The organism is Komarekiella delphini-convector SJRDD-AB1 (genome assembly GCF_014831675.1).
Classification (GTDB): domain Bacteria; phylum Cyanobacteriota; class Cyanobacteriia; order Cyanobacteriales; family Nostocaceae; genus Komarekiella.
In genome coordinates this window covers 55,826-71,574 of sequence record NZ_VJXY01000002.1, presented here as the reverse complement: position 1 = coordinate 71,574, position 15,749 = coordinate 55,826, and the positions used below count along the sequence as shown (strand labels likewise).

Sequence of the window (15,749 nt, the reverse complement as noted above, 5' to 3'; positions counted from 1 at the left end):
ATATTTACCGATGGGTAATTTTACGAATCTGGTTCGCTTCCTCTAATATTGTTTCAACTCCAGAATCAGCAATGCCTTTGACATAGTTAATTTTGATTTCTTCTAACATATCGATAAGTAAAGATTGAAATTCCTGAATGTTATGCTTTTTTTGTAACTCCTCCTCTAAAACATCACGAAAGTGGGTAATTAGACGAGAGGTTAGTTTTACTCCAACTGGATCTGATAACGCCTTGATGAGATTGTTATAAGCTGATTGAGATAAATCACGAGCCAGCTTTTCTGTTAGTCGATTCGGTAAGTGATTTAGACCGGGTATATTTTGTATTTGTTGGTAAACCAGAGATTCGTTAAGGGTGCTTGTAATACTGTGATGCATTAAGGCTTCTATGTCAGGCTGGACTTTAGGTAAAACATCATAGACACCGACGTTAACTAAACGAGTGGCTATAGCTTTTACTTCGTTTATTTCATTAACTTGAACATAAGGTTTGCGGCTTTCAGGATGAAATAACCAGCGTGCTAAATCACCTTTGCGAATGGTATCTTGCATCTGGTCAATTACTTGAATACCTACCATCTCAGTGATTTCCTCAGCAAAGCTCACCGCAAAGTCGTGATTAAGTTGCGATCGCAAAGGCTCAAGATTAAGTAAATCAGCTTGATAAAGACGAATAGTGACGGGAATTATTCGTAACCAACGCCAGATGGGAAGTAACAAAAATATATCGTACCATCGCCTTAATATCGCTTCTAACCAGTTTAAATCGGGATTGCGACGGCTTATATAGAAAGTACGTGCCAGAAATTCTACAGCAAAAATAATTACAAAAGGTAAGTCAATCAACCAGAAATGATTGACAAAATTACCAAATCTATCAATATCTCGATAGTAGTTACTATTGATTAGGGGTCTAATTTGAGAATTAAAAAAGTTGATTTCTGATTGCCAACCCTGTTGTAACAAATAAGCTTGACTCCAAAATCTAGTAAATGCTTCCCTAGCAGATAGTTCATTAGTACGCAAGCGTATTTCATGTTTGATTTTTGCTAAAGTACCACTTTTATTAGCCTCATCAAACGAATTATCCTCAATCATGTGGATACTAAGAAGACGTAATTCATCAAGCAAACTTTCTGCTTGAGGTGAAGATAAACCATTTTGCAAAACCTGTTCTTTTAATTCTGTAACCTTGTTGAGGTAGTTTTGCGTTTCTGGGTGTGGTTGAATACCCTTAACTGGGTCATACAGTTGAGTTAAACTTGGTAATACTTGTAGATAGAAATTACGCAAAGGTATGTAGGTCATGTCAAATAAAATCAAGCATAAATTCAGCAATGCTAGGATAGCAATTATTCGTTCAAACCAACGATTGCGATGAACAGGAGATTTTTTTCTCTCTATTTTTGATGTCATATAAAATTTTATTTACTGAATATCAAAACTAATTAACTTTAAATGACTAGGATTTGAAACGAGTTCTTTTGCTACTAAGAATCCAGCAAAAGTCCAGGTTTGACGTTTCCTTGCTTCCTTGCCAATTAATCGGCCATTTTTACCGTCATAGTATTCTGGCCATTTATCCTCAAATAATCGATTTTGTGCAACATCAATTGCTCTGTGGGCAATTTCTAGACGATTTGTTTTTTGTGCTGCTGCTGTTAGCAACCAGAGTAAAACTGGCCAGTTACCACCGTTGTGATATGACCAAGGATTATTTTTTGGATCGCATCCTGTGACGATTTGCCATTCTAAACCTTCAAGTGCTGGAAAACAGATTTTCATCGGCATGTTTCCAACTAAATCATTCCAGCGTTGCTCAATTAAATTCATAATACTTTGAGATTCTTGCTCACTAGCTAAAGAGGTGATAATAGCCATTAAGTTTCCCAAAGTAAAGAAACGAAAATCCATGCGTCCAGAACCGAGATTACCTACTAAATAACCGCCATCATCTGGTAGCCATTCCGTTAACCAAGCAGGTATTGAGTTAGCATAAATATTAAATCTATTCGCTACTTTTCTGCCAAATTCTTCACCTTTAAAGCGATAAATTTCATTTAATCGATTTAGGTCAATCCAATAATATTCTCGTAGATGATAAGTCAAGGGTGCTAAACGTTGATTTATCTTATTAATGCAGAAAGCATTATCATCGTTTGGTAAAATAAGTTCTATGGCCGCGCGTAAAGCAGCATAAAACAGTACTTGAATTTCTAGAGGATGTTCGTAGACTCCCATACGACGATCTATCATAAAAGCGCCATCGGGAACTAACATTGTTGGGTACATAGCAAACCGATGGACAAGACACATTTCTAAAATTAGCTTAATGCCTTGTTGAAATTCGGGTTGATGAGCAAGGGAAATATCACCTGTAGATTTGACATAAGCCCGGAGTAAAATAACCCACCATAAACAAGAATCAATAGGTGGAACTCTAGCGATCGCATGTTCTCCAAAATCAGCGCTCAAATACTCTTCGCCATCTTTTAATACTACTTTAAAACTGGCTGGCATCAATCCTGGCCCCGGCTGAAAAGAGTCCATTTGAGGTTCATTACTCTGTAATTTCAGAGTTTCTATCAAAAAATTGCGGACAATCTCTGGTTTACCACTAATCAAAAAAGCCAGCGCCGATAAAACAAAATCACGGACAAAACATTGATCATAATTTACTGCTTCTGACCCTGTTTCTAAGGCGGCTACTGTTCCAATCGGACGACCATGATAATAGATAATTGACTTATCAAGCAGTGTCCAAGCTTCTAGAACTAAATCATTTTTTGTTTTCATTATTTACACAGTCTCCCTAAAAAATAATATGTAGAGACGTAGCAATGCTACGTCTCTTTACTACGTCATGTCAAAAAACGACCATGAGTAGATAAAATTCTCCCCTGTGTATTTGTTCCTTCTGGAATTGGACGGTATTGCAACCAAGCAAATAAAGCAGCAGTACCAAGAAAAATCAAAGTTATCGTAGCCACCAGTTGAAGCATGATACTGTAACGCATAATAGAAAGTTTTTATGTGTGTATTTTGTGCTAATGAAATCAAGGTTTTTTAAATAAAGTATTAATATTATGAATGTTCCACCCGAAAATTCGCCCACATCACAAAACCATAAATTTGGCAGTCTAAATCTTGTAGCTACTCAACGATTTCGTGATTGCTATTCTGTAATAATGTATATTCTTGAGCATCTTAGACTAAAATTACTGTTTGGGAATTTTGGATGCTTATTGCAATATTACGGTTAAAACTTTCATCTAATAATTTCAGCAGTTGTGTTACTTTGGTTTGCGCTACTTCTAAACTTAATATTGAGTTAAACAAGGTTATAGTGTTCCATGTGGACATTGGTGACAGGTACTTCCAATTCGTGCAAAGCTTTCTCTACCTGATCCATCATTTTTGGTACAGCACAGATAAAGTAATTTCGTGTTCCAGTACGCTTAGGAATGTACCTCTTCAGCAGTTCTTTATCAACATACCCGCTTTCCCCTGACCAATCCTCTGGAGGTTCTCTAAGAACATGGACAACTGTCAGGTCTAATTTATTTTTCAGTTCTTCAATTTCCTCACGATAAGTTATATCTTCCCAAGTCTTACTTGAATATATGAGTAGTAATGGACGTTCATCTTTGCGTTCTGCTAAAGTAACGAGCATACTCATAATTGGTGTGATCCCGATACCTCCAGCAATAAAAACAAATCCGGCAGTATCTTCATAGCGCTCTGTGGTAAAAACTCCATAAGGGCCGTCTAGAAAGGCTTTTGTACCAGGTTTGACATCTTTGATAGTATTAGTAAAATCTCCCACCGCCTTGATGCCAAATTCAATGCGTTGGCTACGCCCGCCGCAGGCATTGCTATCTTCTGCACTGGAAGCAAACGAAAATGGATGTTCCCGCATTCTCAACGGCGAGATTTCTAGAGTAATCCAAGCAAATTGACCTGGTTGAAAACGTATTCCTTCATGTCCTCTGGGACGCAACACCAAATTCCAAACATTGCCCCTTTGTGGAATAACTGCTTCCACTAAGTAGGGTTTTTTCTGCATAAAGTAGGGTTTGACTAGGCGGACATAAATCAACAGCCATAATGCTGCTAGTGCAATACCAATCCAGATAACACTCTTCCAGAACAAGCTAAGGTAATTGCCTACACCCAAGACGTGTCCTAAACCAAATGCCATAACCACAACTGCTAAGATGCCATGAGCTATACGCCAAGGTTCGTAGGGGATATTAAGCTGTTTGCGCCAAATGGAAGTGATAATAATTGCAATTAGCGCCAAAGTAGCGATTACTGCCGCCCTTGCCCGCCACGGTGCTTGGATGAAATTTAATAGTTGCAGTGTCTCTGGGTTATTGGTAAATACAATTATGGGGTGAGCCAGAATGAAAAAGAATGCAACTATCGAAGTGTAACGGTGAAACTGAAGAATTAGGTCAACGCCATATGAGGCTTCGATGCGATTGATGCGAGCAGTTAGAGCAAATTGCATTGCCATCATTGCTAAACCAATGAAACCCAAAGCCGCAGAAAATTCCAGCCAAAAACTACGTTCATCACTCGGTGTAGGCGGATATAAAAGTAGTATCAATAGGGGTAATAGGATAAGTACAAGATATGCACCTATCCAAGATGCCCCTATTACTACGGGGTTTTTCATCAATAGACTTCTCATACTAATTCGTACTCCCTATCAGGTAAGCGGTGCTATAAGTCTCAATAGAATTGAGTTAATGATTGCCAAAGCCAGTGAGCCAAGCAAAGCACTCCAAAAGCCGTATCTTAAGCGAAACCCAGGTACTAAAGCAGCTGATATCCCAAAGATAATTGAATTTAAAACAAAAAAGAATAAGCCTAAAGTAAGGATAATAAACGGCAAGGTAAATAAGGTTAAAACGGGAAGCAAAAGTGCATTCAAAATGCCAAAAACTGCAGCAGTAATTAATGCTTTACCAAAATTGTCTATTTCTACTCCTATTGGTAGTTTAGAAATAATCAAAAAACTGATAGCTGTGACTAACCAAGTAATTATCAACCCAACCATAAGAAGAACTCCTGATTAGTAATATTATAATTTAATGGCATTTCACGAAATTATTGATCCAAATCACTTTTCTTACTCCCCCTGCCTCCTCAATTTTAGATTTCCAATTTTGCGGAAAATCTGAGCGGAGGCTTCCGACGCTCGTTCGCGCAGGATGTCGCAGACAAGACTCGCTCTAAGCGTTGGCGCAGCCTCAAAGTAGAGAAGCCATGCCGTAAAGCCTGCGGCATGGCTTCGCTTAAGGCGAAGCCTCTCGTTCACGAAGTGTCTCCGATAGGAGAAGAGAAGGCTTTACACTGCGCTATCCGTTGACGCCGCCTCTCGTAGAGAAGACATCAGAACTTTCCAAGACGAATTTTAGATTATTCAATCCAAAATCTAAAATTTTGCCGCTTTCGCTGCTTGCCATCTGTATCAATCTTAAGGTGAAACAGTATAAGTCGATATTCTTAGTATTTGTGATAAATGTGAATAGAAAGTGACAGACTACTATGCCTGCGCGAACTTGATTCATTTAAACAGTATTCTTCTAGTGGAAAAGTAACAATTAATTTTACTTTTCATCCTTCACGCGATGGTTATCAATAAATGGCGGTAAACCGAGTAACTTAACAGTATAAATATCTGTCGGCATATCAATTCCTGCTTGCATTAATGCTTCTTTAATCGCTTGTGCTACTTGCGAAGTCATTTCTAAAAATGGCAAACGACGAGAATTAACCCAAAATCGTACTTCAATATTTACCGTACTTGCTGCCAGTTCACGCACTAAAATTTCCGGCTTTGGGTCTGGTTCAACTCCTTCGACTCCCAAAACTGCGTCATTAATAGTTTGTTTTGCTTCAGTAATATCTGACTCATAGTCAATACCAACCATAATTGAACTACGGCGATGAGTACAGGCAGTATTGTTAGTAACAATGGCGCTAAAAACTTCCTGATTCGGAATGTAAACTACACGCCCATCATAGGTTTTTAACGTTGTTGCTCGCAGTTGAATTTGAGTAACTGTACCTTCAAATTCTTGAATCATAATTTGGTCGCCCAAACGAAAAGGACGAGATGCTAGTAAAACAATTCCAGAGAAATAATTACTTAAAACATCTCGCAAACTAAAACCAATCGCCACACTTGTTAATCCCAAAGTTCCTACTAAGGTGGCAAAATCAAGTCCCAAAACTCCCAAAGCAACAACTGTACCAATTACCCATACGCTACCATATACCAACCTACTCACAAGAATTTTAGAATTGCGGTCAACTTCCCACTGTCGAGAACCAAATAAGGTTAGACGACGTATACTACCAGCAATTATCCAAGTAGCAATTAAGGCTAAAAATGCACCTAAAAAAGAAGGTAGGTTATCGATAGTATCTCGCTGGAATTGGCGTACGGTATTGTACAACCTTTGCCCTACATCAATTGCTAGCGGTGGTTGTTCAAATGCTTGGGTTAGTTGATTCGCCCACTGTTGCGCTAGGGTTTCCACTGGTAAATTAAAATCTTGGGCATCCTGTTGAGTAACAGTGAGCAAAACCCGGTTGCCCACTTGCAAGGTAGCAATACCCCGTGATTGGTCAGGTACAACAGTAACATTTCTGCTACCTTGAGGTTGTGCCAAAATACCCGCAATGCGACGGTTAACTATCTGTGCGCGTTGCGTAGCATTCACATCTCCCACACTACCAATTTGGAAGATGGGCTGTCCTCTAACAATAATATCTGCAAAAAACAGCCCATCAGTTGGGATGATTTCTGTATCAGTTGGTTGAGATGTTGCAGGAGTAACAGGAATCTGCTGCGTTAGTCCTTTTCCAGGATTTATCAGTAGCAGACAGAAGATGAATACTGCCATTGTTGCAGCAAATCTGCGTTTACCACAATAAAAGGTGTGATTCATCATGTTTATTAATAACGCAAAACTGCTGCTAGAGAAGCATCTCCGGGTACTTGCTCTGGTTCAACAGCATAGACTGTACCACCATTAAGAAGGGTATGCAGCGCGGCAAAATCCATCAAATCCTCATCGCCTGCTTTCTGTTCTGAATGCACTTGTACACTGCTTGTATCAGGATTGAACATTCCCCATTTTTGCTGTCCGACTGGCACAAACAAAGATTCAACTCGCTGATAATAGGCTGCGGGAACAATTTCTTTGATGCTATTAGCTGTTTTCCCAGTCCCTAAATTAGCTTGATAGTAAGCAATGGCTTCATTTTGCTCTTCTTCAAAGTAGGGTTGAACAATTTGCCAAGCTTGTGTGTGCAATTCTTCCGCTTTCAATTGGTCAGGATTTCCGGTAATACCTTCATCAACTAAATAAGAATAGGAATTTGCTTGCCTATAGATAGGTAAAAGATAGTCTACTCCCGCAAGAATCAAAGGCGACTTCTGATTTTTGAACAATTCCTGTAACCCATCGTTGACCTTGCGGAAGTAGCGAAGAATATTCTGTTTTTCATCATCATTGCCAGCTCCATGTCCGTGAAAAATTGCAGCCCTGTCACCGCTTCCACCTTGGGGTGTACCTGTGTGAAACTGGAGGTTTTTTTCTGGGTCATCGTACCTTAATGCTTCAGCAATACTGGTGGGTACATCTTCTAATTCAATTTCGCGGATACTGAAGCGAGTAGCTTGAAACAAGCGCACTAAATTTTGACTTAGTGCTAATATATAAAACTGCCCATCACCTGTAAATAAAGACATCAAAGGTTTGAGGTGAAAACGTTCAGTAACTACAACTAATTCTTGAAAATCAATAGGTACAGTGTAGTAACTAAAAAAGTTTTTTGAGATAAAAACTGCCAATCCATCACTTTGGTACTGCCAAAAATTGTATTCATTTAACTCTTGGGCTGGCAATAATAAGTCTCTCGCTTCTTGAGGACGAAGACCATTTTCGATTAATTTTTCTTCAGCGTCTCGTATTAAATTTTTAAAACGAATCGGATTTTGTAAAGTTTCCGTACTCATTTTGTAAGTTGGCATATAAATCGAAACGCAATTTGTATTTGTTTCTGCTGTTAAAATTGCCAATTCATCAATTGAAAATAGGTTCATAGATACCTCGTCCTAATTTTTAGAGTGTATTACAAAGAAATTAAATTTGTGCACGATCGCATAGTTTCCTTATTGTTGGTTTGTTTATAGCAAGCAGCTAACTATGTCTATAGCGATCGCTTTAATGTTTGAGATTGAGAATGTCTCACAAATCAACCTCTCAAGACATATTTTGTCGCTGATAATTTCAAAATTTTATCGTCTGTCAAAGGGAATATTTTCTTAATAAGAATCTATAGTAATTTAGTTATACGCCTCAAATGTGACTGAAAAGTGATGATATGGTATTAAGTTAATTGCTTTTTTGATATTTAACTAAATATGTAGCTCATAAATCTTTCGAGGTTGTGATATTAGTTCTAACTGATTCACTTGTGCAAGTGTTCTGCGGCATTGTCAATATTTATTTTGTTGCAACTTTGATAAATTGGGCGGCAAAGTTGCTTGTTTCAATAGCGGGTTTAACCTTTGAGCAATTCGGTTAGCTATAATCCGATGTCCTGCTTGATTTGGATGAATTCTATCAGATAAATAACGCGGGTCGTTTAAACTAGCTAAAACATCAGGAATTAAATAAGCTTGAGTATCCTTTGCCACTCGTTCATACAATTTTTCGTAATCTCCATTAAACGGTTTAACATTCATCCCTAAAATAACTGCGATCGCTCCTTGTTGTTGAATGCGAATTACAATTTGTCGTAAATTTTGTTCTGTTTGTATTAAAGGAACTTCTTGCAAAAAATCATTACCACCAAGGGCAACAATTACTAGCCAAGGGTCTTGGGAAATCACATCTTGCTGTAAACGAGCCAAAGCTGTTGCTGTTGTATCACCACCCCTACCCTTATTTAAAATTGGTAAGCCCAAAGTCCAACTGAGAACGCGTGGATAAGCAGCCTCAGTTGTGACTCCTGCACCCGCAGTAATACTATCTCCAAAAACAATGATTTGCGTTCCTGTGCCCCGACGCAAGTTGTTGACATCTTGCTTAACCCCAACATTCTCAACATTAATATTATGAATATTCATGTTGCGCTGACAGCCTGTTAAAACTAGCAAGCTACCAAAGCATAAACCCACAACCCAGGTTTGAAAGTTGGTTCTCATTGATGGCGATCGCCTTACCCATACTCACCAAATTAATCGGGCCTTACTTCAGTAAACGGTAAACAGTTAACAGTAAACATAATTGGGTTTAAGGGAAATCCCTGTATCGGCGATCACTTCCAACTGAAAACTAATAACCCAAAGCCGATTAGTAGCAGACGCCATCTAGCAGGCTTAAATCCCCCACCTGTTAACTGTTAACTGTTTACTGTTAACTGTTTACTGATTAGCCAAGACTGCTCCCGGCACTAACTCCACCTTCACCCAACCTGGTTGTCGTCGGTCAAATGCTTTGTATGCATCTATAACGGACATCAGCGGTTCGACCTGGGTCAAGACCTTTGTCGGATCTACTGTGCCATTACGAACCAGATCCACCAATGTCGGAATATACTTGCGGTGATTACAATTACCCATGTTGATCGTCAGATTTTTGTTCATCGCCATGCCGATGGGGAAAAAATTGTGAGTTGGTGGATAAACACCAATAATTGAAAGCGTGCCGGCTTTGGCTAACGCCTGAACTCCCCACTCTAAGGCTTGAGAAGGAGCATTACCTGGATGCCAATTGCCGTTTTGAGGATTAGTTTCAGGAGCAATCTGCTGTAACTGCTGCTGGAACTGTTGCGCCTTCGTTCGTGTTGTTTCGGCTGCCGGGCCACTGTCAGGAGCATTAGCATCTACGCCGACTGCTTCAATCACCCGATCAACGCCAATTCCCCCAGTGAGTTCGCGGATCGCCTCAATTGGGTCTTCGGCATTGTAGTCGATGACTTCTGCACCTAATTCCCGTGCCATTTCCAAGCGTGAAGGAATTGTATCCACTGCAATGATGCGTCCTGCACCAAATAGTCTGGCACTGACAATTGCAAACTGTCCAACTGGGCCACAGCCAAAGATGGCTACCGTGTCTCCTGGTTTAATCTCTGCAATGTCGGCTCCAAAATAGGCAGTTGGGAAAATATCTGAGAGCAGAATCGCTTGGTCGTCTGTAACCTCTTTTGGCAGCTTAACTAAGCCCACATTGGCATAAGGAATCCGGGCGTATTCTGCTTGTAATCCATCAAAAGGGCCAGATTCCTCTGGGCCGCCGAAAAAAGCTGTTCCGGCGTTGTGTCCGTGGGGATTGGCGTTATCGCATTGTGCATGATACCCTGTACGGCAGTAAGAACAGTAGCCGCAGGCGATTGTAGAGGGAACGACAACGCGATCGCCTACTCTCAGATTTCGGACATTGGAGCCAATTTCTTCAACAATACCAACGCCTTCATGTCCTAAAATTGTTCCAGGCTTCATGCCTGTAAATGTACCCCGAATCATATGCAAATCCGTACCACAAATGGCACTGGATGTTAGTCGAATAATCGCATCTGTTGACTGCTTGATTTTAGGTTCTGGGACATTATCTAACCGAATATCTCCAATTCCATGAAAAACTACTGCTTTCATTCTGAATAGTCCTAGTAATGATGTTTATGTTTCTAGTAAAAACAAAGCTAACGCTGACTTTTTAGCTACTAAAAGCATGAAAAATTTTCTATGCTGTAGAATTGTAAATCTTGCATCCAATCTAAATCATGCAATCGCTGATTTTAGCTAGAGATTAAATTAATATCCTAGTCAAGGAAACCACGTATTTAGAAAGTATGCTATCAATGCCAACATACTTTTTTATCGTCCTCTAGTAAGATATAAATCGTAGATACAATATAAACTAAACAAAAAATTGAGTTGAGAAACACAACCTATTAGCGCGTCTATTCTAAAATACTAAATTGATCAAATCCGCAAAATCTTAATTTTCTAATCTAAAATGATAACCATTTTCTTATCAAAAAAGTTAGGCTAGACGTGCTACTACAATTATCCTCACCCCAAGCATATTGGGCTATAAAGGACAATTTGCTACTGTCAACAGCCCAGGTAACTAGCCTATCAACAAGGAGCCAATATTGCTAGAAAAACACTAAAACAGCATTCTCAGTTTTAAATTTAAGTAAAATGTTTGCTTGCAAAATTTGTCTATGTCTAAAGGCTGAATTTATAATCTCATAAATATACCGTCAATTCGTTGTATATTTATAACTATTGAAATAAAGTAAAGCGTCAAAGCAAAAATATCTAGATATTTTTCATTCTTTAGATTACATTAATTGCTTTGAAAAAATTATTACCAATCATAGGAAAAAATAGGATATGGATCTTGGTTTCAGTGGTAAAGTTGCTGTGATTACTGGAGGCGATTCTGGTATAGGCAAGGCAACAGCCCAACTACTTGTTCGTGAAGGTGCAGAAGTTGCAATTATAGACAAAACTTCTGAAGCGCTTGAACAAGCAGCTAAGGAGATTGGCTTTGGAGAAGTCTTTGCAGTTCAAGCAGATCTTACCAAGCTCGAAGAAGTGGAAGCCGCTAAACGTCAAATTATTGAGCGCTTCCAGAAAGTTCACATTCTCGTTAATGCGGCAGGAATCACGGGTGCTACAGCAGATTTTCTTGAGCTTAGTGATGAAGACTGGTATGAAACCATCGAGGTAGACTTGATGGCGGCGGTACGCATCTGTCGCGCCTTCATTCCATTAATGCGCGAGGCTGGTTGGGGACGCGTGGTTTTGATCAGTTCAGAAGACGCCGTACAGCCTTATCCAGAAGAAGTGCCCTACTGCGCCTGCAAGGCGGCAGTGCTCAACCTTGCCAAAAACCTTTCCAAAGCTTATGCAAAAGATGGTGTGCTGGTGAATACAGTTTCCCCTGCCTATATTGCTAGCCCCATGACTGACGCCATGATGAAAAAACGATCGCAACAGCTAGGCATTAATTTTGATGAGGCGATCGCTACTTTTCTTGATGAACAGCGCCCTCACATTGAACTTAAACGACGTGGTAAACCCGAAGAAGTGGCGGCTGTGATTGCGTTCTTATGTTCAGAACAGTCGAGCTTCGTAGTTGGTTCTAACTACCGGGTAGATGGTGGCTCGGTCGCTAGCCTGTGACAAAGTAATATTAAGTCTGGGTGGTGTTGGAAGTTGTTTAACGGGTTTCTAGAGGTTGGAGTAACAAAATTTCAATCTTCCTAGAAACCCGGTTTCTGAAGTTAGTGAATAGGTATTCTAGGTAATTACAGTTGGTTGCTCCCGTCCTATGGAGTTGCGAATCTGACCTATCTGATCAGCAAGCGTAATTAACGAAGCAAGTGCTTGTTGCGTATCGAGGTCATGTTTTGCAGGATCAGGCTCGTAGCTTTCTAGGTAAATTCTCAGTGTTGCGCCTTGAGTACCTGTACCTGAAAGTCGCACCACAATGCGAGAACCATCAGTAAAGCCGATGCGAATCCCCTGCTTGTTGCTAACGCTGCCATCAATCGGGTCGGTATAACTAAAGTCATCACCATATTCGACTTGATAGTTACCGAATTGCTTTCCTTTCAGGGTTGGCACTAAGGAACGCAGATTTTCCATTAGGGTGTTGGCTTGGTCTGTATCCACCCCTTCATAGTCATGGCGAGAGTAATAGTTGCGTCCATAAGTCTTCCAGTGTTCCCGCACAATCTGCTCAACAGATTGTTGTCGCACTGCTAAAATATTCAGCCAGAAAAGAACAGCCCATAACCCATCTTTTTCGCGCACGTGGTTAGAGCCAGTACCAAAGCTTTCTTCACCGCAGAGTGTAGCTTTATCTGCATCTAAGAGATTGCCGAAGAACTTCCAGCCAGTCGGTGTTTCATAACATTCAATCCCAATCTGAGCCGCAACTCGATCCACTGCTTCACTGGTGGGCATTGATCGCGCTACCCCTGCTAAACCGGAGCTATAACCTGGGACTAGCTTGGCATTTGCAGCCAACACGGCTAAGCTATCGCTAGGGGTGACAAAGAACTTACGCCCTAAAATCATATTGCGATCGCCATCCCCATCGGAAGCTGCCCCAAAGTCTGGTGCATTCTCTCCATACAAAATATCCACCAACTCATGAGCATAAACCAAATTCGGGTCAGGATGTCCGCCCCCAAAATCTTCTAGGGGTATACCACTACGCACAGTTCCCGCTGGTGCGCCCAAGCGTTGTTCAAAAATAGCATGGGCATAGGGCCCAGCCACCGCATGTAATGTATCCATGCACATCCGAAAATTTCCCGAAGTCAACAGTTGGCGAATGCGATCAAAATCAAACAAAGACTCCATTAATTTTTCATAATCCTCTACGGAGTCAATGACCTCAATTACCATGTCTCCCATACGAGACTCACCCAGAGTTTCTAAATCTACATCTGGTGCTTCTATGATTTGGTAGCGATCAATTACTTTAGTCCGAGCATAGATAGCCTCTGTCACCTTCTCTGGTGCTGGGCCGCCGTTGCTGATGTTGTACTTCACACCAAAGTCACCATCTGGGCCACCGGGATTATGGCTTGCAGACAAAATAATTCCACCCAATGCCTGGTACTTACGAATAATACAGGATGTTGCAGGAGTAGACAAAATCCCGCCCTGACCAACTTTAATGCGACCAACGCCATTGGCTGCGGCCATTTTCAAGATGATTTGAATGGCTTGGCGATTGTAGTAACGACCATCGCCACCTAGGACTAAGGTTTGTCCCTGCAAGTCTTCTAGACTATCGAAGATGGATTGAATAAAATTCTCCAGGTAATGGGGCTGCTGAAAAACAGTGACCGCTTTCCGCAGCCCAGAAGTACCGGGCTTCTGATCAAGAAAAGGAGTAGTAGAGATTTGCTGACTGATATTCATAGATAATATTTAACAAAGCCTTTTTCACTATCCAGCTTTGCATAAGTTCGTAGCGAAAAAAATTGCCCCGCATTAAACCTTTGCGTTTCCTCTATGTCCCTGGAGTGTTTCGCGCGATCGCAACACTCAAAGGTATGACCACTATCAGACTGAATACCCAACTTAACTGAATGAATCAAAATCGGATCGAGCAAATTGAGTTGAACCTACGCGCAAAAGCACTTAATCAGCGCAAAGCCGCCTTAGATGAACTGGCAGAGTTTCCATCTGAAGTGGCTGTCCCCATACTCCAGAAGCTTGCTAATGAAAAAGATGTTGCGCTTTGTCGCCTTGCTGTAATGGGTTTGGGCAACCATCAAACTGAGGCTTCATTTCAAGCGTTGCTACAGATTCTAGAGCATAACCAAGATGGTAACGTGCTAGCGGAAGCGGCAAATTCTCTTTTTGAATTTGGTGATGTGGCGATTCCCTTGCTCCAACAGCTATTTGAGCGGTCTGACAATTGGTTAGTTCGCCAAACAGTGATTTCTCTGCTGATGGAAACCGAGCATTATGAGGTTTTATTTGCTGTTGCGGTAGAATCCCTGAAAGATGATACACAAACGGTTAAAGAAGCAGGTATTCTTGCTCTTGGTCAAGTGTTAAAGACATCTTTGCAGAATCAAGCCTTAGCCCTGTTAACAGAGTTTGCAGAAGATTCATACTGGCGAAACCGATGGCAAACAGCGATCGCTCTCCACGGCTGTCAACACCCCCAAGCCAGGTATTTAATGGCCCAACTTCAGCAGGATGAACATTTTCGAGTAGTGGCAGCTGCCTTAGAAAGTGCATCAGGATAGGAGTTTGATATTAGCAGTCAATCAAAAGTCGCAGTGCTAAGCTGTTACGCATTTAAATTAGATTTCTTGCATAAGTCGAGATACATTAAATCGAACCATAGATGAACATAGATAAATATCAGTATTCATCCGTGTTCATCTGTGGCTTGGTCTAACTTACCTTTTTTAGCCTCTGATAACAGTTTTTTGAATTTAAACAGGACTTACGCACTCAGATCCCCCAACCCCCTTCAAAAGGGGGCTTTAGAAGTTCCCCCCTTTTGAAGGGGAGCCAGCGCGGTCTTCTTTCAAAGGGAGAGGCTAGCGCCAAGGGGGTTTCCACGCCACTCCCCACAACGGATAGCGCAGCGAAGCGCGAGTCTTGTCTGCGACACGCTGCGCGAACGAGCGTCGGGAACCTCCGCAAGGGGGTGACTCCCCATGAGCGACTGGCGTGGGCTAGGGGGGATCTAGGTTTCAAGATTCAGTGCGTAAGTTCTATTAAAGACAACACAATTAAGTTAAATCAGTTTTTAAAGTTGATGGGTATAGTGCCAACTGGAGGGTAAGTCAAGCTAATGATTCAAGGTGGCGATGTCCAAGTAAACGGTATGCTTGAAACCCGACGAGGGCGGCGACTAGTACCAGGTGATCAAGTTACAGTGGAAGGACAGACTTTTGAGGTCAATTTAGCTTAAACAGGTTGAAATCTTTTTCAGGCTCCCAAAGTTACCACTGCATGATGAAATATACTTTAATTAAGTCATGAGATTTTGATATTCCTTAATAATAAGAAAATATACTCATAGCATTTTTTGAATAAAGAGTGAAAATGTCTAAAAAGATTATTAAATAAGAGTTTCATGAATTATGGAATCGGACATAAGTGTTCTTCTAAGAGATATAAAACGAAGTTAACTTAACATCTCAATTCCTGAACCTGATATAGGAT

Annotated in this window: 12 protein-coding genes and 1 pseudogene; 3 read left to right on the top strand and 10 right to left on the bottom strand. The window is 40.8% G+C overall.

What is annotated here, in order from left to right; genetic code table 11:
• Positions 1-4 precede the first annotated feature (4 nt).
• The 9 genes from FNW02_RS03010 to FNW02_RS02970 all read right to left on the bottom strand — a co-directional run bounded on the left by FNW02_RS03010 (position 5) and on the right by FNW02_RS02970 (position 10,682).
• The gene (locus FNW02_RS03010) at positions 5-1,417 is read right to left on the bottom strand and encodes a hypothetical protein (RefSeq protein ID WP_191756116.1); all 1,413 of its coding nucleotides are present in this window, start codon (positions 1,415-1,417) and stop codon (positions 5-7) included.
• 12 nt (positions 1,418-1,429) lie between these two features.
• Entirely contained in the window at positions 1,430-2,797 is a 1,368-nt protein-coding gene (locus FNW02_RS03005; protein ID WP_191756115.1) for a glycoside hydrolase 100 family protein, read from the bottom strand.
• 65 nt (positions 2,798-2,862) lie between these two features.
• Positions 2,863-3,018 carry a hypothetical protein gene (locus FNW02_RS03000; protein WP_191756114.1) on the bottom strand — a complete coding sequence of 52 codons (156 nt, stop codon included), beginning with the start codon at positions 3,016-3,018 and terminating at the stop codon, positions 2,863-2,865.
• Between the two features lie 314 nt (positions 3,019-3,332).
• Entirely contained in the window at positions 3,333-4,682 is a 1,350-nt protein-coding gene (locus FNW02_RS02995) for a ferredoxin reductase family protein (RefSeq protein ID WP_225225389.1), read from the bottom strand.
• A gap of 33 nt (positions 4,683-4,715) precedes the next feature.
• Positions 4,716-5,066, bottom strand: a complete 351-nt coding sequence (locus FNW02_RS02990; protein ID WP_162397378.1) for a phage holin family protein — start codon at positions 5,064-5,066, stop codon at positions 4,716-4,718.
• 553 nt (positions 5,067-5,619) lie between these two features.
• Positions 5,620-6,969 (bottom strand): mechanosensitive ion channel family protein, encoded by a 1,350-nt coding sequence (locus FNW02_RS02985; RefSeq protein ID WP_225225388.1) that lies wholly within the window; start codon positions 6,967-6,969, stop codon positions 5,620-5,622.
• Positions 6,970-6,974: 5 nt separating this feature from the next.
• Complete coding sequence (locus tag FNW02_RS02980; RefSeq protein WP_191756112.1) at positions 6,975-8,126, bottom strand: baeRF7 domain-containing protein; 1,152 nt, start codon at positions 8,124-8,126, stop codon at positions 6,975-6,977.
• A gap of 396 nt (positions 8,127-8,522) precedes the next feature.
• A complete protein-coding gene (locus FNW02_RS02975; RefSeq protein WP_191756111.1) occupies positions 8,523-9,233 on the bottom strand; it encodes a GDSL-type esterase/lipase family protein in 711 nt (236 codons plus the stop codon).
• 219 nt (positions 9,234-9,452) lie between these two features.
• Positions 9,453-10,682: a zinc-dependent alcohol dehydrogenase gene (locus FNW02_RS02970; RefSeq protein ID WP_191756110.1), complete on the bottom strand. Its 1,230-nt coding sequence runs from the start codon at positions 10,680-10,682 to the stop codon at positions 9,453-9,455.
• A 747-nt stretch (positions 10,683-11,429) separates the two neighbouring features.
• Between FNW02_RS02970 and FNW02_RS02965 the strand changes: the two genes are divergently transcribed.
• Complete coding sequence (locus FNW02_RS02965; protein WP_191756109.1) at positions 11,430-12,224, top strand: SDR family NAD(P)-dependent oxidoreductase; 795 nt, start codon at positions 11,430-11,432, stop codon at positions 12,222-12,224.
• 117 nt (positions 12,225-12,341) lie between these two features.
• Here FNW02_RS02965 and FNW02_RS02960 read toward each other — a convergent pair whose 3' ends face one another.
• The gene (locus tag FNW02_RS02960; protein ID WP_191756108.1) at positions 12,342-13,979 is read right to left on the bottom strand and encodes an alpha-D-glucose phosphate-specific phosphoglucomutase; all 1,638 of its coding nucleotides are present in this window, start codon (positions 13,977-13,979) and stop codon (positions 12,342-12,344) included.
• Between the two features lie 170 nt (positions 13,980-14,149).
• On the opposite strand from FNW02_RS02960, the gene FNW02_RS02955 reads away from it, so the two are divergent.
• Together FNW02_RS02955 and FNW02_RS02950 are read left to right on the top strand one after the other, a co-directional pair.
• Positions 14,150-14,818 carry a HEAT repeat domain-containing protein gene (locus FNW02_RS02955; protein ID WP_191756107.1) on the top strand — a complete coding sequence of 223 codons (669 nt, stop codon included), beginning with the start codon at positions 14,150-14,152 and terminating at the stop codon, positions 14,816-14,818.
• 521 nt (positions 14,819-15,339) lie between these two features.
• A pseudogene (locus FNW02_RS02950) lies at positions 15,340-15,495 on the top strand (RNA-binding S4 domain-containing protein).
• Positions 15,496-15,749 lie beyond the last annotated feature (254 nt).

Excerpts from the sequence above, each read along its gene's own strand:
- FNW02_RS02955 (WP_191756107.1), top strand. The coding sequence starts at position 14,150 with ATGAATCAAAATCGGATCGAGCAAATTGAGTTGAACCTACGCGCAAAA.
- FNW02_RS02985 (WP_225225388.1), bottom strand. The coding sequence starts at position 6,969 with ATGATGAATCACACCTTTTATTGTGGTAAACGCAGATTTGCTGCAACA.
- FNW02_RS02980 (WP_191756112.1), bottom strand. The coding sequence starts at position 8,126 with ATGAACCTATTTTCAATTGATGAATTGGCAATTTTAACAGCAGAAACA.
- FNW02_RS02965 (WP_191756109.1), top strand. The coding sequence starts at position 11,430 with ATGGATCTTGGTTTCAGTGGTAAAGTTGCTGTGATTACTGGAGGCGAT.
- FNW02_RS03000 (WP_191756114.1), bottom strand. The coding sequence starts at position 3,018 with ATGCGTTACAGTATCATGCTTCAACTGGTGGCTACGATAACTTTGATT.
- FNW02_RS02990 (WP_162397378.1), bottom strand. The coding sequence starts at position 5,066 with ATGGTTGGGTTGATAATTACTTGGTTAGTCACAGCTATCAGTTTTTTG.
- FNW02_RS02970 (WP_191756110.1), bottom strand. The coding sequence starts at position 10,682 with ATGAAAGCAGTAGTTTTTCATGGAATTGGAGATATTCGGTTAGATAAT.
- FNW02_RS02995 (WP_225225389.1), bottom strand. The coding sequence starts at position 4,682 with ATGAAAAACCCCGTAGTAATAGGGGCATCTTGGATAGGTGCATATCTT.
- FNW02_RS03010 (WP_191756116.1), bottom strand. The coding sequence starts at position 1,417 with ATGACATCAAAAATAGAGAGAAAAAAATCTCCTGTTCATCGCAATCGT.
- FNW02_RS03005 (WP_191756115.1), bottom strand. The coding sequence starts at position 2,797 with ATGAAAACAAAAAATGATTTAGTTCTAGAAGCTTGGACACTGCTTGAT.
- FNW02_RS02960 (WP_191756108.1), bottom strand. The coding sequence starts at position 13,979 with ATGAATATCAGTCAGCAAATCTCTACTACTCCTTTTCTTGATCAGAAG.
- FNW02_RS02975 (WP_191756111.1), bottom strand. The coding sequence starts at position 9,233 with ATGAGAACCAACTTTCAAACCTGGGTTGTGGGTTTATGCTTTGGTAGC.